This window comes from Kitasatospora sp. NPDC034035, from assembly GCF_055575755.1.
Map to the genome: position 1 here is coordinate 12,558 of NZ_JBVISA010000029.1, position 22,577 is coordinate 35,134.

General features: G+C 70.3%; 18 protein-coding genes and 2 tRNA genes. 8 read left to right on the forward strand and 12 right to left on the reverse strand.

The window, feature by feature from the left end:
* Window positions 1–121 precede the first annotated feature (121 nt).
* Genes ACZ52J_RS32080 through ACZ52J_RS32090 form a run of 3 tightly spaced genes read right to left on the reverse strand, consistent with a single transcriptional unit; the run spans window position 122 to window position 1,352 of the window.
* Window positions 122–517, reverse strand: a complete 396-nt coding sequence (locus ACZ52J_RS32080) for a DUF2267 domain-containing protein (protein WP_465623733.1) — start codon at window positions 515–517, stop codon at window positions 122–124.
* 57 nt (window positions 518–574) lie between these two features.
* Window positions 575–979 carry a DUF2267 domain-containing protein gene (locus tag ACZ52J_RS32085; protein ID WP_465623735.1) on the reverse strand — a complete coding sequence of 135 codons (405 nt, stop codon included), beginning with the start codon at window positions 977–979 and terminating at the stop codon, window positions 575–577.
* Between the two features lie 52 nt (window positions 980–1,031).
* On the reverse strand, window positions 1,032–1,352 hold the full coding sequence (locus tag ACZ52J_RS32090) for an STAS domain-containing protein (RefSeq protein WP_465623736.1): 321 nt from the start codon (window positions 1,350–1,352) through the stop codon (window positions 1,032–1,034).
* Window positions 1,353–1,431: 79 nt separating this feature from the next.
* Here ACZ52J_RS32090 and ACZ52J_RS32095 point away from each other — a divergent pair, with 79 nt between their 5' ends.
* Together ACZ52J_RS32095 and ACZ52J_RS32100 are read left to right on the forward strand one after the other, a co-directional pair.
* Entirely contained in the window at window positions 1,432–1,713 is a 282-nt protein-coding gene (locus ACZ52J_RS32095; RefSeq protein WP_465623827.1) for a carboxymuconolactone decarboxylase, read from the forward strand.
* 780 nt (window positions 1,714–2,493) lie between these two features.
* Window positions 2,494–2,721: a hypothetical protein gene (locus ACZ52J_RS32100; protein ID WP_209415310.1), complete on the forward strand. Its 228-nt coding sequence runs from the start codon at window positions 2,494–2,496 to the stop codon at window positions 2,719–2,721.
* A 731-nt stretch (window positions 2,722–3,452) separates the two neighbouring features.
* Here ACZ52J_RS32100 and ACZ52J_RS32105 read toward each other — a convergent pair.
* Complete coding sequence (locus ACZ52J_RS32105; RefSeq protein ID WP_465623738.1) at window positions 3,453–4,688, reverse strand: SPFH domain-containing protein; 1,236 nt, start codon at window positions 4,686–4,688, stop codon at window positions 3,453–3,455.
* A gap of 52 nt (window positions 4,689–4,740) precedes the next feature.
* A complete protein-coding gene (locus ACZ52J_RS32110; RefSeq protein WP_465623739.1) occupies window positions 4,741–4,905 on the reverse strand; it encodes a hypothetical protein in 165 nt (54 codons plus the stop codon).
* A 721-nt stretch (window positions 4,906–5,626) separates the two neighbouring features.
* On the opposite strand from ACZ52J_RS32110, the gene ACZ52J_RS32115 reads away from it, so the two are divergent.
* The 4 genes from ACZ52J_RS32115 (at window position 5,627) to ACZ52J_RS32130 (ending at window position 7,941) form a co-directional block, all read left to right on the forward strand.
* Window positions 5,627–5,869 (forward strand): hypothetical protein, encoded by a 243-nt coding sequence (locus ACZ52J_RS32115; RefSeq protein WP_465623741.1) that lies wholly within the window; start codon window positions 5,627–5,629, stop codon window positions 5,867–5,869.
* Between the two features lie 21 nt (window positions 5,870–5,890).
* Window positions 5,891–6,031 carry a hypothetical protein gene (locus tag ACZ52J_RS32120; RefSeq protein WP_354642928.1) on the forward strand — a complete coding sequence of 47 codons (141 nt, stop codon included), beginning with the start codon at window positions 5,891–5,893 and terminating at the stop codon, window positions 6,029–6,031.
* Between the two features lie 165 nt (window positions 6,032–6,196).
* Window positions 6,197–7,278 (forward strand): IS630 family transposase gene (locus ACZ52J_RS32125; protein WP_465623829.1). Its coding sequence is split into 2 segments (ribosomal slippage): window positions 6,197–6,682 and window positions 6,685–7,278, totalling 1,080 coding nucleotides; the frame shifts between segments, so codons are not numbered across the junction.
* Between the two features lie 589 nt (window positions 7,279–7,867).
* Window positions 7,868–7,941 (forward strand) — tRNA-Met (locus ACZ52J_RS32130).
* A gap of 244 nt (window positions 7,942–8,185) precedes the next feature.
* Here the strand turns inward: ACZ52J_RS32130 and ACZ52J_RS32135 are convergent.
* Both ACZ52J_RS32135 and ACZ52J_RS32140 read right to left on the reverse strand, forming a co-directional pair.
* The gene (locus tag ACZ52J_RS32135) at window positions 8,186–9,544 is read right to left on the reverse strand and encodes an IS4 family transposase (RefSeq protein WP_465623742.1); all 1,359 of its coding nucleotides are present in this window, start codon (window positions 9,542–9,544) and stop codon (window positions 8,186–8,188) included.
* Window positions 9,545–9,979: 435 nt separating this feature from the next.
* Window positions 9,980–11,593 carry a peptide chain release factor 3 gene (locus ACZ52J_RS32140; protein ID WP_465623743.1) on the reverse strand — a complete coding sequence of 538 codons (1,614 nt, stop codon included), beginning with the start codon at window positions 11,591–11,593 and terminating at the stop codon, window positions 9,980–9,982.
* Window positions 11,594–12,519: 926 nt separating this feature from the next.
* Here ACZ52J_RS32140 and ACZ52J_RS32145 point away from each other — a divergent pair.
* A complete protein-coding gene (locus ACZ52J_RS32145) occupies window positions 12,520–13,581 on the forward strand; it encodes a tyrosine-type recombinase/integrase (RefSeq protein ID WP_465623745.1) in 1,062 nt (353 codons plus the stop codon).
* A gap of 133 nt (window positions 13,582–13,714) precedes the next feature.
* Here ACZ52J_RS32145 and ACZ52J_RS32150 read toward each other — a convergent pair.
* Window positions 13,715–13,826, reverse strand: a tRNA-Pro gene (locus tag ACZ52J_RS32150).
* 456 nt (window positions 13,827–14,282) lie between these two features.
* Here ACZ52J_RS32150 and ACZ52J_RS32155 point away from each other — a divergent pair.
* On the forward strand, window positions 14,283–15,425 hold the full coding sequence (locus ACZ52J_RS32155) for a tyrosine-type recombinase/integrase (RefSeq protein ID WP_465623746.1): 1,143 nt from the start codon (window positions 14,283–14,285) through the stop codon (window positions 15,423–15,425).
* A gap of 199 nt (window positions 15,426–15,624) precedes the next feature.
* Here ACZ52J_RS32155 and ACZ52J_RS32160 read toward each other — a convergent pair whose 3' ends face one another.
* The 4 genes from ACZ52J_RS32160 to ACZ52J_RS32175 all read right to left on the reverse strand — a co-directional run bounded on the left by ACZ52J_RS32160 (window position 15,625) and on the right by ACZ52J_RS32175 (window position 22,495).
* On the reverse strand, window positions 15,625–15,906 hold the full coding sequence (locus ACZ52J_RS32160; protein ID WP_465623747.1) for a hypothetical protein: 282 nt from the start codon (window positions 15,904–15,906) through the stop codon (window positions 15,625–15,627).
* A gap of 35 nt (window positions 15,907–15,941) precedes the next feature.
* Complete coding sequence (locus ACZ52J_RS32165) at window positions 15,942–18,026, reverse strand: hypothetical protein (protein WP_465623749.1); 2,085 nt, start codon at window positions 18,024–18,026, stop codon at window positions 15,942–15,944.
* A gap of 156 nt (window positions 18,027–18,182) precedes the next feature.
* Window positions 18,183–19,130: a glycoside hydrolase family 27 protein gene (locus ACZ52J_RS32170; protein ID WP_465623750.1), complete on the reverse strand. Its 948-nt coding sequence runs from the start codon at window positions 19,128–19,130 to the stop codon at window positions 18,183–18,185.
* Between the two features lie 101 nt (window positions 19,131–19,231).
* On the reverse strand, window positions 19,232–22,495 hold the full coding sequence (locus ACZ52J_RS32175; protein ID WP_465623830.1) for a ricin-type beta-trefoil lectin domain protein: 3,264 nt from the start codon (window positions 22,493–22,495) through the stop codon (window positions 19,232–19,234).
* Window positions 22,496–22,577 lie beyond the last annotated feature (82 nt).

Genomic DNA, 22,577 nt, shown 5'->3' on the forward strand with positions numbered 1-22,577 from the left:
CTTCCGTTCGAGGCCGCTCAGTGCCGCGTAGCGGGAAGGCGGAGGCCGGCAGCGGACGGGACAACCCCGCCGTCGGCGTGTGGCGGCGTCGCCCCCTGGGCGAGCTGACATTGCGCTGCCGCTACGCGGCGGTGGTGAGGTCGGCGCGGCCGAACAGGAGCGCGTAGCCGCGGGGCAGGTGGGCGAGGAGGCGGTCGGTGAGCCGTTCGCCTGCGAGGTCCGCCAGGGCTGCCAGGACGGAGGAGGCGTCCCACCGGGCTGCGGTGAGGCTGGTGTTCAGGGTGCGGGCGACGGCTTCGACGAAGGGAACTGCGACGGGTTCGGGCAGCGGGATCTGGAAGGCGAAGGTGGCGCGGGCCTGGCCTGGCAGTGCTGCGGCGAGGTCGCAGCGTTCGTCGCCGGTGAGCTGGGAGCCGAGCACGGCGAGGACCGCGTCCAGGACGCGTTCGGCTTCTTCGTCGCTGGGGTAGCGGCCGAGGGTGCGGACTTGCTGGATCAGGCGGCGGTGCCGGGTCATGGCGATGGCCTTCCGGGCGGGCCGCCGCGGGCAGCGCGGCGGCGCGAAGCGGTCGGGTCAGGGGCGTTGGCCGGGGGCGGGGCGGCCGAACAGGAGGTCGCAGCCGGGCGGCAGTTGGAGCAGTACCTGATTCATGAGGTCGTCGCCGGCGGCATCGGCTGCGGTACTGAGGACGGCTCCGATGTCCCACAGGGCGGTGACCTCGGTGGCGCCTTCTATCCAGGCCGCGGTGGCGCGCACGAACCGTTCGGGGCTGAGCGATTCGGCGGCCTGCAGGGGGTTGAGCAAGATCAGAGCGAGGGTCTCGGGCGGGCGCGCGGCCAGTTCGGCGCGTACGTCGCCGACCAGGTGGGCGCCGAGCAGGGCCAGGACGACGCGGGCCGCCCGCTCGGCCTCCTGGGGTGTGTCGTATTCGCCGCGTTCCTGGACCTGGTCCGGGAACGCCTCCCATCGAAGAGTCACCGTGTGTCTCCCTCCGTCCCGTGGGTGGGCGCGAACGCCGTCGGTGGCCCGGTCAGGGCTCGACGGTCAGGCGCCGGTCGAGGCCGGTGAGTTTCAGCAGCCTGGCCACGGACCGACCGGCCCCGCGAAGGACCAGGCACCCGCCGCTGCGGTCGGCCTGGTTGCGGGCCCCGACGAGGACGCCCAGGCCCGCGCAGTCCATGAACGTCACCTCCGACAGGTCGAGCACGACCTCGCGGTGCGAGTGCCGCGCGTCGGCCAGGGCTCGGCGCGGTGAGGCGGCGGCGAGATCGATGTCGCCGCTCGCCCTCGCCACGGCGCGGGTGGGGCCCTGGTCGCGCATGGCGTCTGTCGCTGTCTGTTCGGTCTTCACGACGCCTGGCGTGGTCGGGGGCGCGAGGTGGTCGCCGAGAGGGAGATCCGAAACCCCCGTGCTCGACACCCTGGCCGCCATGACGGTCGACTCGCTCGAGCGATGCGACCTGCCTCCGAACATGCTCATCCTCACGCGCATCGCCGCGCTCGCCGCCATGCACGCACCGCGGGTGTCCTACCTCGCCCACATCGACCCCGCCCTCAGAGCCAACCTCACCGCAAGTCAGCTGCAGGACGTCCTGGTCGCGATCGCTCCCATCGTGAGCACCGCCCGCGTGATGTCCGCTGCCGGCAACATCGTCGCGGCTCTCGGCATCGCCATCGCCGTGGCCGAAGAGGAAGCCCGGGGCATCGCGTAGGCGCCCTGCCACGTCACCATCGACCGCGCCGGTCACCGGTCACCAACCACCCGGCGCGGTCGGCGCATAACCTGCGCCGACGATCACAAGGCCCGGCCGTACCGACAGGCGAACGGCCAACGACTTCCAGAAGCGGGCCCGCCAGCTGCGCAACGCCGTCGAGCCGATCGCGGCCGCCGTGTACTTCGCCCCCGAGGCCGCCGCGGCCTGCCAGGCACTGGGGTTCGACGGCAGCCCGGTGAGCCAGGACGGCGCCGCCCGGCCGGGGCCTGAAGGCCTACTGCACCAGCCGCGGCACCTGCATGAGCCAGGTCACCGGCGGGGTGAGGACCGCCGCGTTCAGCCGCTGCGGCACCCTGGGCCGACCGACCCATCCACTCCGGCCTGTGCCCCATCGGCTACCCCGACCACCCGCTCGGCGAGCTCTGGCGGGCCGTCGGCGCCAGCGTCGATGATCGCCTCAGACCAGGGGGCGGGGTGCGCTCCAGGAATCCGTCGAGGTCGTCGCGGAGGGCGTCCAGGACGGGCCGCGAGGCACCGGGACCATCAACACACATGGAGAGCAGCCTCGTTGAGCATGCCTCCCGCCCTGCCGGCGCCGCCGACGCCATGGAGGGGAGGGCGGCCGACGCGGGCGCGCGGAGCGCCTGCCCTGAGGCGCCACGCCCGCCTGCGCCATCCGGGGGCCCGCTGGACAGCGCACGCGGCATTCCTGTCGAACCCCGAAATGGAATGCGCCGGAAGGACCCGCTCCCGCAATTCCGGCGCATACTGCAGGGAATGACGAAATCTGCAGCAGTCCGCCGCGTCCTGCCCACCAGCCCCTTCAAGGCCCGGATCGAAGCACCGCGCAAGCACTTCGCCGTCGGCGACCGCGTCACTCACGACCAGTACGGCCTCGGCCGGGCCATCGGCGTGGAAGGCGACAGCGACATCGCGGTACTCGTCGACTTCGGATCGCGGCGGGAACGCATCACCCAGCCCTACGCCGCCATGTTCAAACTCTGACCCAGGACTCACACGTTCTCGGCCGAGCGCGCCGCACCGCGCATGGCGCGGAGACACCGCCGCGCGCCCCTGGATCATCGCGCCGGTCCGCCGTCCAGGAGCGCGCACCCAACCAGGTCGAACAGGCACCCCCGATCCCGTCCCGGGCCGCACCGGCGACAAACTTGAACAGTACGTGACACCTCGTCACCGATGGCCGACTGCGGGGTGGGCAGGGCGATAAACTCCGCGCGTGGCCCGGGGCCAGTACGGCCACCGCCTCGTCGGCGCGGCCGAGCTCGCCCAGGGCGGTGCCGAGCAGCAGTGCGGCCCGCGGGTCGAAGCCCTGCCGCAGTGCCGCTTCGGCCAACTGCCTTATCCGGTCAAGGTCGTGGGCGTAGTACGCCAGAGCGGCCGAGCGCAGCAGCAGCTCGGCGCCGCGCTCCTCTTGTCCGCCCCCGCGCAGGCCGGGGTGATCGTCCCGCAGGTCCACCAGGCCGGCATCGTCATGGACGACGCAGCCGGCTTCCGCTCGGTGGCGCCCCCGTTCTGCCCGCCGCGCGAAGCCGGACGCCCGGCGTCGCCCGGCCTATATCCACACGCATACTCGGGCGCCTCATCGTGGACCTCCTCACCGCGTCGACGAACAGACCGTCATCGGGGCGGGCATCGGGGCGGCCGCGCTGACCGTGCCCAGCCTGGCCGGCTCACTGCGAGCTGTCCTCGACGACTCTCTCGGCGGAGTGTCCGGGTCAGCTCCGGTCGGGGAGGCGGGGCGTGGGGCCGCCGTTGACGTTCGGGTCTGCGACCGGTGCGCCGGTCGTCGAAGCCGTCGAAGTCGCCATGGGCGCCGCGGAGTGCTGGAGGGACCGTAGGATGGCCAGCCCCTGGCTGGCGATGCCGGCCGCGATCTGGTTCACCCCGTCGGTGCCGTTCAGGACGGTCAGATCGGCGCCCGCCATGCCCCGGGCCGCCGCGTCGGCGAGTGCGGGGAGGGCCTCCACGATCCGGTTGGCCGCGATCAGCTCCTGGTTGCCGTCCCGCAGTGACGCCGCGCGGGCGGCGTTGGCGTCCGCCTGGGCCTGGGCCAGGGTCCGTTCGGTGTAGGCGCCGGCGTCGGCCTCGAACTTCACCCGGTCGCGGTCCGCCTCGGCCAGCGTCCGCTTCCGGTAGGCCTCGGCGTCGGCGGGGCGCCGCACCTCCGCCTCCAGCCGCTGCGCCGTGAGCGCCGCATTGCGCTGCGCGAGGGCGGTCTGTTCCTCGGTGACCTCCTGGGTGGCCCGTGCCTCGGCAAGCGGCCCGGCCTGGGCGGCGCGCGCCCTGGACTGCTCGGTCTCCGCGAGGAAGCCGGCCCGCTTGATCGCGGTGTCCCGCTCGTACTCGGCCTTGAGCGCGGCGGCCTGCTGCTCCCGTTCGCTCGCCTCCTGGTCGGCCTTGGCCTGGGCGATCCGGGCCTGACTGGCCACCGCCGCCGCGTGCGGCGCGGCGAGGTTGTTGATGTAGCCGGTGGCGTCCTCGATCTCCTGGATCTGCAGGGCGTCCACCACGATGCCGAGCTTCTCCATCTCGCCGTGACTGCCCGCCATGACTTCCTGGGCGACCCGGCTGCGTTCCCTGATGATCTGCTCCACGGTCAGCCCACCGATGATGGAGCGCAGGTGGCCCGCGAATATCCGTCCGACCAGTTCCTGCATCTGGTTCTGCTCGGACAGGAAGCGCCGGGCCGCGTTGGCGATCGACACGGCGTCGTCGCCGACCTTGAAGACACAGACCGCGCGGACGGTGAGCCGGATGCCCTGCTGGGTGACGCAGTCCTCGGCGATCTCCGCCTCCTGCAGGGCCAGGGACAGCATGCGGGCCTTCTGCTTGACGGGAACGACGAAGCTCCCGTGGCCCGTGACGATCCGGAACTGGGTGTCCTGCGACTGCCGCTTGGAACCGGAGATGAGCATGGCCTCGTTGGGCGCGGGCACGTGCCAGAACAACATGACGAACCACCTGACCTGCAACAGCTCGACGAGGGCCGCGGGGCCGCCGGACTCAGGGCGGCAACGGCTCGACGAGCACCGACCGGGCGGAGATCGTGTCGGTCACGACCACCCGGGTGTTCACCGCGACCGGCCCGGCGGACCAAGCCGCGAACACCTCCGACCCGCCGCGCAAGCCGACCAGCACCTCGCCCGGCCCGTCCGTCGGGATCGGCACCGTAACCCTCCCGACGGCTCCGACCGGGCTTTGCTGGGAGTCATCGGCCACGTACATGACACCTCGTGCCGTGAGACACGACGGCGCAGTGGGCGGCCGGAACACGAACGGCCACGGGCGGCACCCCTCCTGGAGGCACCGGGCCCCCGGTCGAGTCCTTCGGCGGAATGCCTGCGAGCAGCGCGCGCGGTGCGACCGCCCCGACCCCACCCACGGTACTCCGGCCGCAGCAGGGAGGCGTTTCTCGGGTACCCGCTCGGATCTCCGGCCCGGGAGTCCCGGCCCGGAGCCGACCGGGCCCGGCTCGAAGGCTGGGCCACCAACCGCCCGGATCGGCGGCTTTCCGGGCCACCCGGATGACGTCGACACTGTCGTCAAGGCGGCGGGCGAGCGCTACACAGCGCTGCTCCCGTCGTTCGATGCGTAACCTGCGACCGCGCCAGGCCCTGCTGCTGACGCCGGCGGCCCCGGCGCGCCGATGGCGTGTGCCTGCGGTCCAGTCGAGTGGGCCTGTCGTACGGTCGAGGTCGCAGACCGGTGTCCACGCTGATCCGGTCCCGGTCCCAGCCCAACTGCCCTCCCCCCGGGTGGCTGGGCTTCACTGTGACCGCCGCGGAACCGGGCCTGCCCGGCACTGCCCGCCGGGTGGACCGGGGTGGTCGCACTGCCTCTCGACGGCTTCGGCTCGCGCGGGTCGCGGCGGGGGGCGTACACCGGAGACATGGCCCGCGCCGACGGCACCGCGAGAATCGATTCCGGTGACGACGCGCCGGAGCTGTGCGACGAGTGCGGGCTGCTGGCCCCCGCGCGGGAACTGGTGGTGCTGCGGGTGCCGGACTCCTCCGCGGTGGACACCGATCCGCGCTTCGACGGCGAGCGGCTGCTGCGCGCGTGCGGTGAGCCGCACCTGGTGCGGCTCACCGCCGGCTACCGGCGCCGTCCGTTCGTGGTCGAGGAGCTGTGAGCAGGGCAGATCACCCGGGCGGTGCGTCTGCTCGGCCCGCTGGACGAGAAAGAGATGTACGACCGTGTGGTCGTGATGACCGGCCTCGACGAGGAACAGATGATGCGGGCGGTCGCCTGGCAGGACGGCCACGGCCATTCGTCCGGCGCCGGCCCGGGGTGAGCGGCCCAGGGCGTGAGCGGTTGCGCGGTCGTGGTGGTCGACCGGTGGCAGTCGGGCCGGGGCTGGTGCCCGCAGGACCGGGCACATTTACTGACCTTGGCGCTTCAAGGTGATTGGCCTGTTTGTGTAGCTGACTGGCAGTCATTTGCGCGCTATGCCATTGGTATGCGCTATGCGGATGGGGGCGGGCTGACGGCGAAGGCACGTCAGCGCCGTGAGACGGTGCGGCTGGAGGCCGCTGCGTTGTTCGACGAAGGCGTCCCGCCGAAGGTGGTTGCCCGCAGGTTGCGGGTGACCGCGAAATCGGCCTACCAGTGGCACCAGGCCTGGCGGGAGGACGGGGCCGGCGCGCTGGCCTCACGGGGACCGGGCGGGCAGCGATGCAAGCTCTCGGCGCGATGTCAGGAGAAACTGGCCGAGTACCTCGAGCAAGGGCCGGCCGTGCACGGCTGGGATGAGAACCAGGCGTGGACCGGTGCGCGAGTGGCGACCCTGATCGGCCGGAAGTTCCACGTGTCCTACAGCGTCTCGGGGGCCACCCGCCTGATGCACCGTCTCGGCTTCACCCCGCAGGTCCCCGCGCGGCGAGCCGCCGAACGCGACGAGCAGGCGGTGTCCGCGTGGAAGGAGGTGACCTGGGCGGAGGTAAAAGCGCCCGGGCGGCCTGCGACGGATGGCTCTGCTTCGAGGACGAAGCCGGGTTCACCCGCAGACCGCCCAAGGGACGCACGTGGGGACGGCGCGGCATCACCCCGGTCGTGAAGGTCTGCGGCCGGGGCTCGGGGAGAGTCTCGGCGGCCGGGCTGATCGCGATGCGACCGGGCTCGCGGACCCGACTGTGCCACCGGCTGCGACGCCATACCGGCCGCAAGGGCGAGCGCCGCAGCCTGTCCGAGCGCGACTACATCGGCCTGATAGACGGAATCCACCAACTGGTAAAAGCGCCGATCGTGCTGGTCTGGGACCGGCTCAACACCCACGTCTCCCATGCCATGCGCGACCTGATCGACGCGCGGGAATGGCTGACGGTGTTCATCCTGCCCGCCTACGCGCCCGAGCTGAACGCGGTCGAGTACCTGTGGGCCCACGTCAAACGCAGCCTCGCGAACCTCGCCAACGTCGCACTCGACCGACTCGAAGCCCTCGTCCACAACCGTCTCAAGCGACTGCAGTACCGCTCCGACATCCTCGACGGCTTCCTCACCGGAACCGGACTCTCCCTCGACCTCCCACCGCCATCACCTTGAAGCGCCAAGGTCAGTAGCTGACGTGCGACGCCGTCCGCGCCGACCAGTGTGCAGCTGCGTGGGCCTCCGCTGCTCCGGTCAGACGCCGGAGACGTTGGCGATCTGCCCGACCGCGGCGGTAATGGCCATGGCCACCCCTCCGCCGAGAACGACCCGCACGGTCGGCCGCAGGACGCCGGTGCCGGCAGCGCGGGCCGCCAGGACGCCCGCGCCAGCGAGGCGGGCAGCAGCGTCATGGGGTGAAACGTATCGGGCCGCCCCGACAGCACAGGCTAGGCCTGGAGAGAATCCGGGTGCACGGGAGTGGGGTGCGCTGGCAGCATGCAGCCCCTGTCGGGAGCTGAACCGCCCGACCTGAGTGTCGTCGCCGTGCATGCGGTGGACGGTCAGGGCGACGGTCGCCCGGAGCCAATTCGTCTCCGAGGCGGCGATTGCGTACGGGCTGTCCGCTGGTGACCAGCCATCCGGCAGGTGATGCTCATGATGGATTCCTGGGCCGCCGCAGCCACCTGCCGCAGGCATTTTCTCGACGGCCGCGGAAATGAGATTTCGTTCTGTGTGGGCTGTGCCGTAAAGTCGGTGTCACCGACGCGGGGTGGAGCAGCTCGGTAGCTCGCTGGGCTCATAACCCAGAGGTCGCAGGTTCAAATCCTGTCCCCGCTACTATGCAACAAGGCCGGGCCCGTCGCACTGTGTGCGTCGGGCCCGGCCTTCGTGTTGGTTTGGTCAGCAGTCGATGGCGGTGTCGACCTCGATTCGTCAGCGGTGAGCGGGTCGTGATCATCCTGGCGTTTTGCCCGTAATGGCCCCGTTAATGGAACGCCGGGCACTCACCTGCCGACGCGAACCCCTCGACCGGACGCTGATCTAGAACCAACGCCGTGTAGATAGCGGCTGCGAGCGTCCGTTACGGGTCTGGTGTGGTCAGGATGTCGATGCTGATGGTGGCCTTGTAGCTGGTCCGGTCGACGGTGCCTTTGGCGTTGTACTTGGAGATCGCGCGTTTGACGACGCGGGGTCGGGTGCGGATGCGCCGGTCGGGCATGAGGTCGGCCAGGACTCGTCGGCCGATGGTGCCGACGAGGTCGATGACGGTGTCCGCGATGACGCCCGCGGCCTGGATGACCAGGTCGCGGGCGGTGTTCAGGGCGATGGTGAAGCTGGCCCGGTCGGGGTCGACGCCGGGACGGGTGCCGGTGGAGTCGGCCATGGCCAGGCGCAGGACCTGGTAGGTGACCAGCAGCGCGTAGACCTCCTGGGCGATCCCGGCGGGGGTGCGGGCACGCAGGACGCGGCCGCCCAGGATGGTGGACTTGATCTCCAGGTAGGTGGTCTCGATCTCCCACCGCTGGTGGTACAGCGTGATCAGTTCCGCGGCGGGATGGGTCCGGTGGTCGGTCAGGGTGGTCAGGATCCGGTAGAGGCCGGTGTGGCGGCCGGTGGCCGTGGCGATGGTGATCTCGCAGTCGATGACGCGAACCGCGACGGTGCCGAGTCTGGACAGGTAGGAGCCGTCGCGGTTGCGGTGAAGGACGGGCAGGTGGCGGCCGTTCTTCACCCGGACCAGGACGTGGGCGCCGGTGGTGGCGATGGTGCTCACCAGGCTCTGGGCGGCGAAGTTGCGGTCCAGCAGCACGATCATGCCCTCGCGCAGGCTGCGGAGCAGGCGGGGCGCGTAGGTGGTTTCCCCGTCTGCGGTCGGTCCGAACACCGCGTCCAGGACGGTGCGGGTGCCGCAGGACACCAGGACCAGTAGTCTCAGTGCGGGATATCCCGAACCGCCGTTGTTGCAGCGGTGTTTGGTGTACTCGGTCAGGTTCGCCGGGCTGTCGGGCACCGCGATCGTCGTGCCGTCGATCGCGCAGACCAGCAGCCCCCGCCACCACGCTCCTGTGGTGCGGATTCCGGCGGCCGGGCCGCTCAGCAGGTCGAACAGCCAGTGCAGCGGCTCGGCGCCCACCCGTTTGCGGGCCTGTGCCAGAGCGCCGCCGGTCGGGTCGGCGACCGGCAGACCGTCCAGGCCGGCCGTCAGCCGTTGCCACACCTGCCGCCAGCCGAGCCCGGGGAACAGGCACCCGGCCAGCAGCAGATACACCACCACCCGCGACGGCAGATCCCGGATCCGGGCCTGCGTCCTGCCGGTCTGTGTCAACGCCTCGTCGACCATCTCGAACGGCACGATCCGGGTCAACTCGCCGAGATGGCCCGGCGCGAACGCCCCTGCGGCAACCACAACCTCGCGAGAGATGACAGACTGAGCACCCACGGAGCTCCTAGCCGAACAGTGATCTTGGTCGACACGGTTCTAGCAGGGAGCTCCGTCCCATTTCAGCCCACTTGACGAAGCCGCCGAGGCGCTATCTACACGGCGTTGGATCTAGAACCAGCGCCATCTCCTGCACGTACTGCGGGAGTTCGAGGACCACTACAACACCCACCGCCCACATCACGCACTCCGCCAGGACACGCCGCTGACACCACGGCCCGTCCCGATCGCCGATACCGGGCGGATCGCCCGGCTGGACGTCCGCGGACGCGACCGTCTCGGCGGCACCCTCCACGAGTACCGACATGCCGCATGACCTGCACGGACAGACTGGTCGGCACCCACAGGGGCGGCGCGCGCCGGAAGACCCCCGGCAGGGGCCGTACCACGCCGTCCGCCGTGCCAAGCGGCGCCGCCGTACCGAGAGGTCGGCGATCAGTCCGCCGTGGCGATCAGCGGCTGGAGCAGGATGTCGGGTTGGGCGCGCTGGAAGGCGTTCAGGTGCCACTTGTCGGCGAACAAGGCCAGCAGCACGTCATCCGAGCGGCGGGTGAGCACCTCGCCGTTGGTCAGACGGGCTTTGGCCAGGGCTGCGGCGCCGTCGGCGTCGGTGATCCGGGCCAAGCGGTAGGAGAGCTGGTCGAGGGCGATCGGGGAAGAGAACTCGTGCTCCATCCGGTGCAGGATCACGTCGAACTGCATCGGGCCGACCGCAGCCATGACCGGCGCCTGGTCGCCACGCCGGTCGGAGACCAGCACCTGGATCACGCCTTCCTCATCGAGTTGGGCGACCCCCTTGCGGAACTGCTTGGAACGGCTGATGTCCTTGGGCCGTGCCACCGCGAAGTACTCGGGGGCGAAGGCGGGCAGCGGGGGAAACTCGGTCTTCTTGCCGGTGAAGAGGGTGTCGCCGACCCGCAGCGCGCTCGCGTTGATCAGGCCGACCACATCGCCGGGGTACGCGGTGTCGACCACGGTGCGCTCGGCCCCGAAGACGGTGTGTGCGTACTTGGTTGCGAAGGAGCGGCCGCTGGCCGCGCGGGTGACGTGCATGCCGCGCTCGAAGACACCGGAGCAGACTCGGACGAAGGCGATCCGGTCGCGATGGGCCGGGTCCATGTTCGCCTGGATCTTGAACACCAGACCGGAGAACTCCTCGCCGACCTCGCGGCTGCCGCCCTTGGCCAGCGGGCGGGGCCCGGGAGCCGGCGCGAGGTCGACCACGGCGTCCAGCAGGGGCTTCACACCGATGTTGGTCAGCGCGGCGCCGAAGAAGACCGGGCTGATCTTGCCGGCCTCGAAGGCCTCCTGGTCGTAACCGGGGCCGGAGGAGAGCACCAGCTCCAGTTCCTCCAGCGCGGTCGTCCAGGCTTCGCCCTCCTGCTCGGCAGCCTCCTCGGAGGTGAGCTGCTCCTCGAGGGCGGCGTGCGTGCCGGCCGGCACCTTGGTGTAGCGCAGCATCTGCTCGGTGTTCCCCGCTTCGACCAGGCCGCGCAGGTTGCCGGCGTTGCCCACCGGCCAGACGACCGGGACGGGGGTGATCCCGAGGTGCGTCTCGATGTCCTCGAGCAGGGTGAGTGCATCCCGGCCGCGCCGGTCCCACTTGTTGATGAAGGTGATCACGGGGACGCCGCGATGGCGGCAGACCGCGAAAAGCTTGCGGGTCTGCTCCTCCAGGCCCTTGGCCGCGTCGACCAGCATGATCGCGCAGTCGACGGCGGCCAGCACCCGGTAGGTATCCTCGGAGAAGTCGGCGTGGCCGGGGGTGTCGACCAGGTTCATCACGTGGTCGCGATAGCCGAACTGCAATGCGGCCGAGGTCACCGAGATACCGCGCTCGCGTTCCAACTCCATCCAGTCGCTGGTCACGCCGCGTCGGTCACCCTTGGCGTGCACCGCACCGGCAGAAGTGATCGCCCGCGCGTGCAGCGCCAGCGCCTCGGTGAGCGTGGACTTGCCCGCGTCCGGATGGCTGATCACGGCGAAGGTCCGTCGGCGGCCGGCCTCATGAAGGACCTGCGGGACGGGGACGGACTGTTCGGTGCTCACGGGTTTCCTCGGGTACGCATCGGCAGCAGGCCGGGTGACGCCTCTCCGTACCTGGTGAGCCGGGGATCAGGTCCGCAGGCCCAAGAAGCGATAATAGGCTGCCGGACGGCGTGACCCCGAAATTCCCGTTTGCCGGCTGCCGCCCCGGCTCCAGCCGGGATAGCAGCCGAACTGCCAGGAGTCGAAGCCGAGGCCGAGCCGGTCCAGGGTCCTCAGCCACAGGTTGCGCCGACCCGCTCGGAGTGGATCGTCAACTCGCCTTCATCGAAGCCCTGTTTGGCGACGGTGCCCGGGATGAAGCGCCGGGCGACCTCCTCGCTCTCGCAACCGGCCACCTGCGGGGCTCGGAGAGTCGTCGCCGCAGGTCAAGCCCACGTATCGGTATGCGCAGGCTGGCATCGCCCGGATTGGTCGGCCTCGCCCACGACAGGTGAGCAATCTGGGCGAAGCCGGCTCCGCAGGGCGCGATGATCCGGCTGCTCTCGAGCCCGTGGTCAGCGGTCATATCGGGACGCTACGTCCTGCGACACCGAGCAGCGCCAGCGAGTCCACGACCCCTTGTCGCCACGACAAGGGATTGCCGCAGGTCAGGGCACCATTCCGCCCGCTTGTGGGTACGGAGTGAGCGCAGGGGTTCACCGCCTGCTGACGCCCGCCAGGAGACCATGAGCATGGCTGTTCACACGACCCGCTGGAAGTGATCACCATGCGCTCCGCAGCCCACGCCGGGCACGTCTACCGTCGGTGCGGCTGCCGCGACCAGGGTGGCAAGCAGCTCGGAGCCCACTGCCCCAAGCTCGCCACCGACCCCGATCACGGCACCTGGACCTTCTCCCTCGACCCTCCCCTCCCCCGACCACCGGCGCAACAACATCCGCCGCTGCGGCTACCCCACCGCCGAAGCCGCCCGCGCAGGACTGCGCCGGATGGTCGAGGGCCAGGCCGCCGGCTTCAACGCCGACCCCAACCAGACCCTCGCCGACTACCTCACGACCTGGCTCAAGGACAAGCAACTCACCCTCAAGCCCACCACCTACATCCGCTACCGCGACTACGTCACCAGCGACCTCGTCCCCGCCCTCGGCACGATCAGGCTCGACGACCTCGGCCACTCCCACATCGCCGCCTTCACCCAAACGCAACTCACCGCCGGACGCGGCAAGGTCACCGTCCACCGCTGCCTGGCCACGCTCTCCAGCGCTCTCGGCGACGCCGTCCGCCACCGCCGGCTCCCCTACAACCCGGCCCGCCCCACCGTGATCCCGAGGCCCGCGGCGGCCGAACGGCAGATCTGGACTGTCCAGGACGCCATCCGGTTCCTGGACTCCTGCCGCGCCGCCGACCCGGCCCTCGCCGACCTCATCGAGGTCCTCATCGGCACCGGCATCCGCAAAGGCGAAGCCCTCGCCCTGCACTGGAACGACGTCCACCTGCCCGAGCGCGTCCTCTACATTCGCTACACGCTCTCCGCCATCGACAACAACCGCCTGATCCTCACCTCACCGAAGATCCGCTCCAGCAAGGACTGGGTCGCCATCTCGCCGCGCGTCGCCATCGCGCTGCGTCACCGCGCCGAGGACAAGGACCCGTCGCTCTCCCACGCGGACCACGGCGGCTTCGTGTTCCACCACCCCGACGGACACCCCCTCCACCCCGCCTACGTCCTCAACCACTTCCACGACCTCTGCCGGCAATTCGACGTCCCCCGCACCGCCATCCACGACCTGCGCCACCTCGCCGCCACCATCTCCATCACCGCCGGCGTCCCGCTCACCGTCGTCTCCAAGACCCTGCGGCACGCCACCCTGTCCACCACCGCGAACATCTACGGCCACCTCACCACCCAAGCCGCCCGCGACGCCGTCGACCGTGCGCTCACCTCAGCCGGCCCCATCGAGCTCCCAGGCCCGCGCACACCCGGGGATCACACCATCAGAGTCCGCAATCAAGGGGTCGTCACCAGAACCCCGCTACGGAAAGCAAGTTGAGACACACCGCGCCCCTGACGTGGTCAGCTCGGGCGAAATCCCGCCCTCACAATGCACTCACAAGACCCGGAAAACACGTCAAGGCCGCTCCCACCTCACGGTGAAAACGGCCTACGACCTGCGTAAACGCCGGTCGGGACGACAGGATTTGAACCTGCGACCCCTTGACCCCCAGTCAAGGGGTTCAACTATTGTCGGCATCCGAGGCCTCAAGGCCTCGGCTCTTTTCTTGCTCAACTACCCCGGGAAACACGTGAGTTGGCTCTTCTTGACGGAAGCGATGGCACAGAGAGCTGACAGTTGCTCAGTGCTTACTTCGTGCAGAAGTGTCCGTTTCGGACCACCGGCGCCCATAGGCGCTCATCAGGTGTGGTCCCAAAGTGGTCCCCAGGCCGACCGCCCCACCACAGCTACGGCCCGTGATCGGAACCTGTCGACCCTTCAGCAAGCGGCGTCGCACCTGCCCGACTGCTCCTGCGTCGATGCCGTCAGCCGGCCCGCGGGGCCCGGTCCTGCGGGCGGATCATGGTCGCTTACCCATCGGTTGCGCATAGTGATCTTCCGGGCGGTGTGTCGTCTTGAGCGTGTCGTCGCCGTGTGGTTGTGACTACTTCGCGCACCGCCTCTCACGCTCTGCCGCCACGCCCGACCGGGCAGCGACTCTTGGTCCCAGATCACCGGATCGGGAGAAGGGGAAGCTCATGGGACAGCGTGCGCGGCGGGGACGGGTCTACCGGCGGTGCGGGTGTACGGACGGGCACGGCAAGCAGCTGGGTCCGTGGTGCGTGCGGCTGCTGAAGGAGGCGGGTCACGGGTCGTGGACGTACTGCGTCGACCTCGCCCCGGGAGACGGGAAGCGAAGGACCCGTCGACGGGGCGGGTTCACCAGCCGGGCCGAGGCGGCCCGCGAGATGGCCGCGGTGCTGGACGGTGAGCTGCGCGGGGTCTACGAGAACCGTCGCACCACGGTCGCGAGCTACCTGCGCGAGTGGCTGATAACGAGAATGCCGCACCTCGCGCCGAACACGTACGCCGGCTACGCCGCGTGCGTCGAGCGCGACCTCGCCCCCGCCTTCGGCCACCTCCGGCTCCTCGACCTGTGCCCGGAACACATCGACGCCTGGGTCACCGCACAGCTGGAGGCCCAGCGCGGGCGCGTCACCGTCTACCGGGCCGTGTCCACCCTGCGCAACGCGCTGAACGCCGCGGTTCGCTCCTGGCGCCTGCGCTACAACCCGGCCAAGCACTCGGTGCCGCCCAAGCCCCGCGCAGCCGAGCGAACCTGCTGGACCCCCGAGCAGGCCGCGACCTTCCTGCAGCACGGTGCGGAGCAGTACGCGGACCAGCTGACCGATCTGTTCGAGGTCATGCTCGGCACCGGCATGCGCCGCGGTGAGGTGACCGAGGCCAGCCGCGCCTGGATCAGCCTCTCCCCCAGGGTCATGACCGCCCTCCACCGCCAGGCCGCGATCCAGATGGCCGCCCACCCGGACGGCCGTCTCGAGGGCCTGGTCTTCGGCCGCCCTGGCGGGACGCCGTTGCGGCCCCAGTGGGTCCTCGATCAGCTCCGCAAACGCACCGCCGAGCTCGACCTGCCCCGCATCGGCCTGCACGACCTTCGCCACACCGCGGCCAGCATCATGATCGCGGAGGACATCCCCGTCGCTGTCATCTCCAAGACCTTGCGGCACTCCACCATCGCCACCACGATCAACCTCTACGGTCACCTCCTCAAGGACTCCGCCGACCAAGCCGTGCTCGCCCTGGCCCAGGCCCTCGACCGGGCCGCCGCCGGGCGGAATCCGGTCCCCGGGCCCGGCGAGGTCCTCCGGCGGGTGGCGTAGCCACGCGTCGAACGGCTCCGGTACCGCGGCTTGGACGGGGTGGACGTCTCTGGCCGTGCCTCCCGTCAGGGACGCCCGAGTGTGGCGTCGGCCGCAGGGGCCTCGTCCTCGTCGGAGTCCGGGCGGAGCATGTCGAGGAGGTCGTGAGCTGCCCAGTCCGGGAGGGTTGCGGGGGCGGCGCGCGGCCTGAGCTGCCCCCTTACAGCGGAGGAAGGTACCCGTCCCAGTCCCAGCCGTCGGTGGGGTCGTCGATGACGAGGCGGCCGGTGGCCGGAGACCAGCTGATGAAGATGTGGAAGTTGGAGCGGCTCAGCTCGACCGTTGCCGCCGCGTCGGCACCAGAATTGTCCTCGTCCTCTTCGTCCTCGTACCACTGATCTGCCTGGGTCCAACCGGCCTGCCGCAGGGGGGCGATGAGCCGCTCGAGCAGCTGCGGCCCGAGGGCGTGCGGTGACAGGAGGCTGTTCGGCGTGCTGTCCATGGGAGACCTCGTCAGGCAGTCGGTCGAGGGATGGTTCAGGGCTGGCCGGCTTGGGCGGATCGGGCCCGGAACAGCAGCTTGCGGACGATCTGATGCCACTGGCGGGAGTCCTCGCTGTAGGAGCAGTCGTCAGCGTCGGGTTTCCACTTCTCGAGCTCCAGGAGCTGCTCCACCAGCTGTCCGAGGCGGGCGGGATCGTACCCGCCCCGGCCGGGGTCCAACTGCTGCGCGATGTCGTGGAGCCGGTGGGCCGCGCGGTAGTGGGCGAGCTGGGTGTCCGTCAGGCGGCGGATCGCGTAGCCCCCGCATTTGCTGCACCAGTCGAACTTCGTGTCACCGAGCAGGTCCGCGATGGTGAGCAGGTCGTCGTCTGCGACGACACCGCGTTCGCGGACATGGGAGCAGAACGGCGAGTGCCCCTTGCCCTGGTAGCGGGGGTCGGCGTTGACTGCGTAGACCTGGACCTGCGCGAGGACCCCCAGAGGGATGCCGCTCCCGCTGCGCTTCCAGGTGCTGGCGTCGGGTGCTTCGAACGGCTCGAGGTCCAAGTCCTGGCCGTGGGCGAGGAGCCCGTGCCAGACCGCGCTGGGAAGGCTGCGCGAACGCCCGGCCCGGTCGTACCCGGAGTCCAAACTGCGCAGATCGGGCACACCGCGGGCCACCGCGAGCAGCCGCAGGTTGAACTCCCGCGCCCAGGGCCTGTCGCTGAAGACCAGCCAGGCGGCGCGCTCGGCGCCGGCTGCCAGGCCCAGCCGCTCGCCGAACAGCGGGTCGTCGGCTTCGCGCATCCGCTCCCGCCACATGGCGGAGGGCTCCTCGGGGCGCTGGCCGATCGCCTCGGACCAGGGGTCGATGAGTGCCGCAGGCAGGTCGACGGAGCTGGCGAGCAGGACACCTCGCCAGCCACGGGCCGCACGCCGCTCCAACTCCTTGAAGGGCAGGACCTCCGTCCCGGCGTCGGTGGAGAACACGGTGTACAGCTGGTCCTCGGCGCCGGGCGCGGTGCTGAGCAACCGCAGGTGCTCCGCGGTGAGGGGGCGGCGCTGGTGCACAGGGGCGTCGTCGAAGACTCCCGGCCCCAGGGGACTCGCTTCGCCGGCAGCCGTCGGGGCGCCGGGAGGCTCGGGCTCGCACCGTACGAGCGCGGCGCGGGTAAGGAGTTGGTCGACAATCAGCTGGGGTGCGCGAAAAGTGAGCCTGCGCCGGCCCCAGTCGGCGCTGGTCAGGTAGGTGAGCAGGACGCCGATCGTCCAGTTGTCGAGGCCGCCCAGCAGCCCCAGCTCACGCTGCTGCGAGTAGGGGTCCTCCTCCGGGGGTTCCTGCAGGTGTGCGGTCAGCGTCACCGTCACGTCCGGGTCCGCCGCGCCGGCCACCCGGCGTGCCTCCTCCTCCCAGGAAGCCAGCAGCCGGTCTGCCGCACGGCAAGCTTCGTCGTACCCCTTGCGCCGTGAATTGATTCCCCCGACGGCCTGATACGTGACCAGGTGGTCGCCCGGCAGTCCCCATGCGTCCGCTGCTGCCCCCTGCCAGCGGGACCACATCGACCGCAGCCGGCCGGCTACCGACCTGCGGTCGCCGATGGCGCTGAACGCTTCCTCGTCCGTGGGGAGTTCGGGCATTTCCAGGCTCGTGGCCGCCGCTGCTTCCAGCAGTGCGGCCGCATCGACGAACAGTCCCGCTCGTTCGCGCAGCGTCTGGAGATGTTCCTCCTTCAGTGCCACCTTCGGCCGCGCCCAGTCGGTGAGCCAGGGGAACTTCGCGGCGACGCTTTCGGCGAGGTGGAGGCTGTCCGCGGCGTCACGCCACCTGGACAGCACCTGGCCCCACAGGTGTTCCGCTTCGTCGCGGGCGTCCCGCTCCTCGCCGTAGGTCTCGTCTTCCTCGGGAACCGGCTCGGCGCGCAGAACCTTCGCGGCGCCTTCGGCTTCCTCCTGGGTCACCTCGTCGTCCGGATCCGCCTCCGTGTACTCCTGCAGCCGGGAGAGCAGTCCGCGGTAGCCGCCGAGCGCGCGCAGGAAGAGGCCGACACCGCTGTCCGGACGGTCCCATTCCCCTTGGTGTGCGCAGACGGAGCACATCCGGGCGACCGTCGAAGCGTTCAGCGGTGCCTCGGAGGCCACCGCCCCGTCCGCGCGAAGCCGGGGGCATCGCAGATGTGCGTGGAGCTTGGAGGCTTTGCCCTTCGCCGCGAAGGCAGGCACGAGATGGCCGTCGAACGGGCCGAGCGGAACGTCAGCAGTCAGCACAGAGTCGCGCACTCAACTCCCCTATCATTCTCAACTGGTGAGCCTATCCGGTGGTTCGGACAGCGGCCCGGACAGCGCCTGTTCTTGGCGAACTGCACCACAGCGGGAGCGCGTCCGTGGTACCCCTGCACGTTCGCCCCGAAGAGAAACCCATCCAGCGTCGCGCATGTCCATGTCGTTCCAGGCGTTCGGCCCGGAGTACGGCTCCAGCCCTGCCTGGGCGTCCAGGATGTCGACGACGCCCATCGGCGTGGACTGTGAGCCGTTGGACCAGAAGTTGCCGATGTCCTCGGTGGTGCGCCAGGACGTCCCGCCGGAGGCCGGGCCGTACGTCGACCACGGGGCGTCCTTGCCCCAGCTACACAGTATGTAGACGATCGGTCGGCCGGTCGCCTTCAGCGCGTCGCCCATCGCCTTGAAGCGGTCCAGGTAGGGCCGGTTGCCGCTGTTGCAGTTGTCGTACTTCAGCAAGTCGATGCCCCAGCCGGCGAACTGCCGTGCGTCGGCCTGCTCGTGGTCGAGGCTGCCCGGGTAGGCGCCCATGCAGGTGGCGGTGCCGGCCGACTCGTAGATGCCGATCTTCAGGCCCTTGGCGTGGACGTAGTCGGCGAGTGCCTTGATGCCGGACGGGAAGCGCGCCGGGTCGTCCTGGAGGTCGCCGTTGGCGTCCCGGGTGGTGGCGGGCCAGCAGTCGTTGACGTACTGGTAGCCGGCCCGGTCCAGCCCGCTGGCGACCAATGCGTCGGCGGTCTCCCGGATGAGGGCCTCGTTGATGTTGCAGCCGAACTTGTTCCAGCTGTTCCAGCCCATCGGCGGGGTCAGCACCGGAGTGACCGGAACCGCCGCCGCGGTCGCGGCCGGGGTCGCGGCCACGGCCGGCGGCGCCGCGGTGACCGCGGCGAGCAGCAGGGGAAGGGCCGCCAGCGCGCGTGTCAGGGGCCGTCGGCGGCGGGCCGGGACGGTTCGTCCCGTCGTCACCGCAGGTTCTCGCTTTCTCTTGCTCGGTGGTGGTGAGGAGCAGGACCGGCCCCGGTCGACCGCGGGGAGGTGCGGTCGGCCGGGGCCGGCGGAGGGGTGCGTCAGGCGGGCAGGTTCCACTTCTGGTTGGAGCCGCCGTCGCAGTCCCAGATGTCGAGCTGGGTGCCGTTGGCGGTGTTGAGGGCCGGGTCGTCCAGGCAGCGTCCGGACTGGAGGCCCTTCAGGGTGCCGTCCGGCTGGGGCGACCACTGCTGGTTGGCGCCGCCGTTGCAGTCCCAGAGCTCGACGGGTGAGCCATTGGCCGTGGCCTGGCCGGTGACGTCCAGGCACTTGCCGTGGTGCGTGAGGTTCCCGCCGTCGAGGGTCCAGACCTGGGAGGAGCCGCCGGTGCAGTCCCACAGCTGGACCCGGGCGCCGTTCAGGCTGGAGTCCCGGTCGACGTCCACGCACTTGCCGGCGGCAGCCCCCGAAGTGATGGGGCCGGTGGGCATCGGGGTGGCGGCGCCCGGGGTGAGGGCGAAGTTGTCGAACTGCTGGGTCCGATAGCCTCCGGTGCCCAGGCCGAGGCCCGCCAGGCCGGTGGAGAACGAGGTGTCGGTGGCCCGGCCGACCTCCTGGCCGCCGATGCTCGCGATCAGGGTCGAGCCCTGCAGGGTGAAGGAGAGGCCGGTCCAGTTGTTCAGGCCGGGTGCCGTGGTGGCCCCGGTGGCGAGGGTGGTGAAGTTCCAGCTGGTGTCGCTCTTGAGGATGGACCACGTGCCGGTGTCGGAGAGCCGCAGGTGGTAGGCGTTGAGGCCGTTGTTGTTATGGCCCTGCTGGCCGATCCGGCCGAGCAGTTCGACCGTCCCGGGCTGCTCGAACATGACATCCGAGGCGACGGTGTAGTTCTGCCAGCCGCGCTCACCCATGATCGTGTACGGGGAGTTGAACGGCTCGTCGGTCCAGCGCATCGGCACGGTGGGGGCCATCTGCCGCAGGCAGGTCCCGGTCCGACCGCCGCCACAGGCCACCGTCTTGAAAGCGCCGTTCATGTCGGCGAAGTACTTCGGCGAGGTGGTCGCCGCTGGCGTCTCGAAGGTGTCCGCGTACGGGAGCGACAGCGAGGCTGCCGGCGGGGAGACCGCGGTGCCCTTGCCCTGACCGGTGGTGGTGGTCACGGTGTAGACGTAACCGGGCTGCAGCGTCAGGGAGTAGCGGCCGCCGCCAGTCACGGCCGGGTCCGCCTGCTGGACGAACCAGTCGCTGCTGGTGTTGGAGCGCACGTTGGTCGCCCACACGTGGACCCGGCCGGTGGGCAGGCCGCCGGTGACGCTGAAGTTCACGGTCTGCGCCGCGGTGGCGTCCATGGTCTCGATGACGGTGGAGTACGCCTTGTTGTCGGCCGACTTCAGGGTCGCGTAGCTGCCGTTGGTGCGCTTGTTGCCGAGGTAGTTGCTGGCGGTGTCGATGTAGTGCCAGCCGGGCTTGGTGAACTGGGTGGTCTGTGCGGTTACCCAGGCGGTCTTGCCGATGGTGTAGTTGCCGGACCACGGCTGGTTGGCGAGCGCCATGCCGTCGGTGGAGAACTCGAGGTTGCCGTAGAGCGCGGCGACGACCGGCCAGTTGACGAAGGCGGTGAACCGGGAGTCGATATATCCGCGGTTGATGCCGCGGGCCACCGAGCTCGCTCCGTTCTGGTAGTCCTCGGAGCCGTTCTCGCTCGCCCAGATGGGCTTGCCGAGGGTCTGGGCCTTGTCGATCGAGGCGGAGTCGGCGGCGGGCTTGCAGTTGCTGAAGTCGCTGTTGTAGCCGCAGGGGTAGTGCACCCCGACGATGTCGACGGCGTTGCGGAAGGCGGCGTCGTTGGTCATCTGGTCGACGACCTGGTAGCCGAACTGGTCGGGGGCGACGACCTTCACCGAGCCGTAGCCGCCGGCGACGAGCTTGTTCTTCAGGCCCACGTACCACTGGGGGTCGGCGTCGTGCTCGTTCCAGCCACCGAGGTAGTCGATGGTCAGGTTGTGCTGCCGGGCGCAGCCGAGCCACGAGAGCAGGTAGTCGTGCATCTTCGGGGTGTAGACGGTGTTGCTGGTGGTGCTGTTGTCGTTGACCCAGCCGGGTGCGCCCCAGGACAGCGCGGCCAGCTTGATGTCGGGGTTGCGGGCCTTGGCCTGCTCCATCATGGTCCACTCGTAGCCCTGGTTGCAGTCCACGGTGTCGGCGGTGTGCATGTGGCTGGCCTCGGCGCCGTCGGTGGAGTTGGTGTCTCCGCCGATCTCCACCTTGAGGATCTGGAGCGACGCGCCGTAGCCGGGCTTGAACAGGTAGTCCAGCACCTGGCTGCGCTGCGGTTCGGGATAGTCCGCAAGCAGTCGGGAGTTACCGCCGCCGCCGGAGATCGCTCCGACGCCGTCGAAGACCCGCCCCGGCTTGGTGCCGTCGATGGTGATCGTCGGCGCGGCGGCGGCCTGCGCGGGGGTGGTCGCCGCCGCGCCGGTGAGCGTGGCGACCATCAGTGTGAGGGCGGCTAGCAGGGTGGTGCGTGGGCGTGATCGCCAGGTCATTCCAGCTCCTCGTGGGGTGGTGGGGGATCCGTGCGGCTCGGACGGACCGTCCGAGGGTCGTGGGTGCGTGCGGTCGCAGCCGGCGCGCTTCCGTACGGCGCGGTGCGTGCCATCGGGGCGACGCGGCTCGGGGCCCGAGGACGGCGGGTCAGGCGGGGAAGCCGGCGGCGCGTTCGCCGCTGCGGCGCTGCGGCGCTGCTGGACGACGACCGCGACGACCAGCAGGGTGCCCTGGGCGACGTTCTGCCAGAAGGAGTTGATGCCTTCGACGGTCAGTCCGTTCTCCAGGCACCCGAGCAGGGCGATGGCGAGGAGGGTGCCGCCGATGGTGCCCTTGCCGCCCTTGAGGGCGCAGCCGCCGAGGGCGGCGGCGGTGATGGCCTTGAGTTCGAGGCCTTCGCTGCCGGAGGTGGGCTGGCCGGAGCCGGTGCGGGCGGTGAGCAGGATGCCGGCGACGGCGGCGACGATGCCGATCAGGCCGTAGACGGCGACCAGGTACTTGTTGATGTTGCCGCCGGCGAGGCGGGCGGCGGTGTCGTTGCCGCCGATCACGTAGACGTTGCGGCCGATGTCGGTCCGGGTGAGCAGCACGTGCACGGCGACCGCGACGGCGATGACGATCCAGACCATGACCGGCAGTCCGGCGATCTTGCCACGGCCGAGGAAGACGAACACGTCGTTGTTGAGGACGTAGCCCTGGGCGCGGCCGTCAGAGATGAGCTGGGCGAGCCCCTTGTACGCGGCGAGCCCGGCCAGGGTGGCGATGGTGGGGTTGACCCGGCCGTAGACGATGATCGCGCCGTTGAGCAGGCCGATCAGCAGGGAGTGGGAATGGGTGGGATTGGGGTTGGTGCGGCCGGTCTCGCGGCTTCAGGGCTCCAGGAGACCGGCCGGCATCAGGACG

Excerpts from the sequence above, each read along its gene's own strand:
- ACZ52J_RS32080 (WP_465623733.1), bottom strand. The coding sequence starts at position 517 with ATGACCCGGCACCGCCGCCTGATCCAGCAAGTCCGCACCCTCGGCCGC.
- ACZ52J_RS32095 (WP_465623827.1), top strand. The coding sequence starts at position 1,432 with ATGACGGTCGACTCGCTCGAGCGATGCGACCTGCCTCCGAACATGCTC.
- ACZ52J_RS32100 (WP_209415310.1), top strand. The coding sequence starts at position 2,494 with ATGACGAAATCTGCAGCAGTCCGCCGCGTCCTGCCCACCAGCCCCTTC.
- ACZ52J_RS32105 (WP_465623738.1), bottom strand. The coding sequence starts at position 4,688 with ATGTTGTTCTGGCACGTGCCCGCGCCCAACGAGGCCATGCTCATCTCC.
- ACZ52J_RS32115 (WP_465623741.1), top strand. The coding sequence starts at position 5,627 with ATGGCCCGCGCCGACGGCACCGCGAGAATCGATTCCGGTGACGACGCG.
- ACZ52J_RS32145 (WP_465623745.1), top strand. The coding sequence starts at position 12,520 with ATGGTCGAGGGCCAGGCCGCCGGCTTCAACGCCGACCCCAACCAGACC.
- ACZ52J_RS32155 (WP_465623746.1), top strand. The coding sequence starts at position 14,283 with ATGGGACAGCGTGCGCGGCGGGGACGGGTCTACCGGCGGTGCGGGTGT.
- ACZ52J_RS32160 (WP_465623747.1), bottom strand. The coding sequence starts at position 15,906 with ATGGACAGCACGCCGAACAGCCTCCTGTCACCGCACGCCCTCGGGCCG.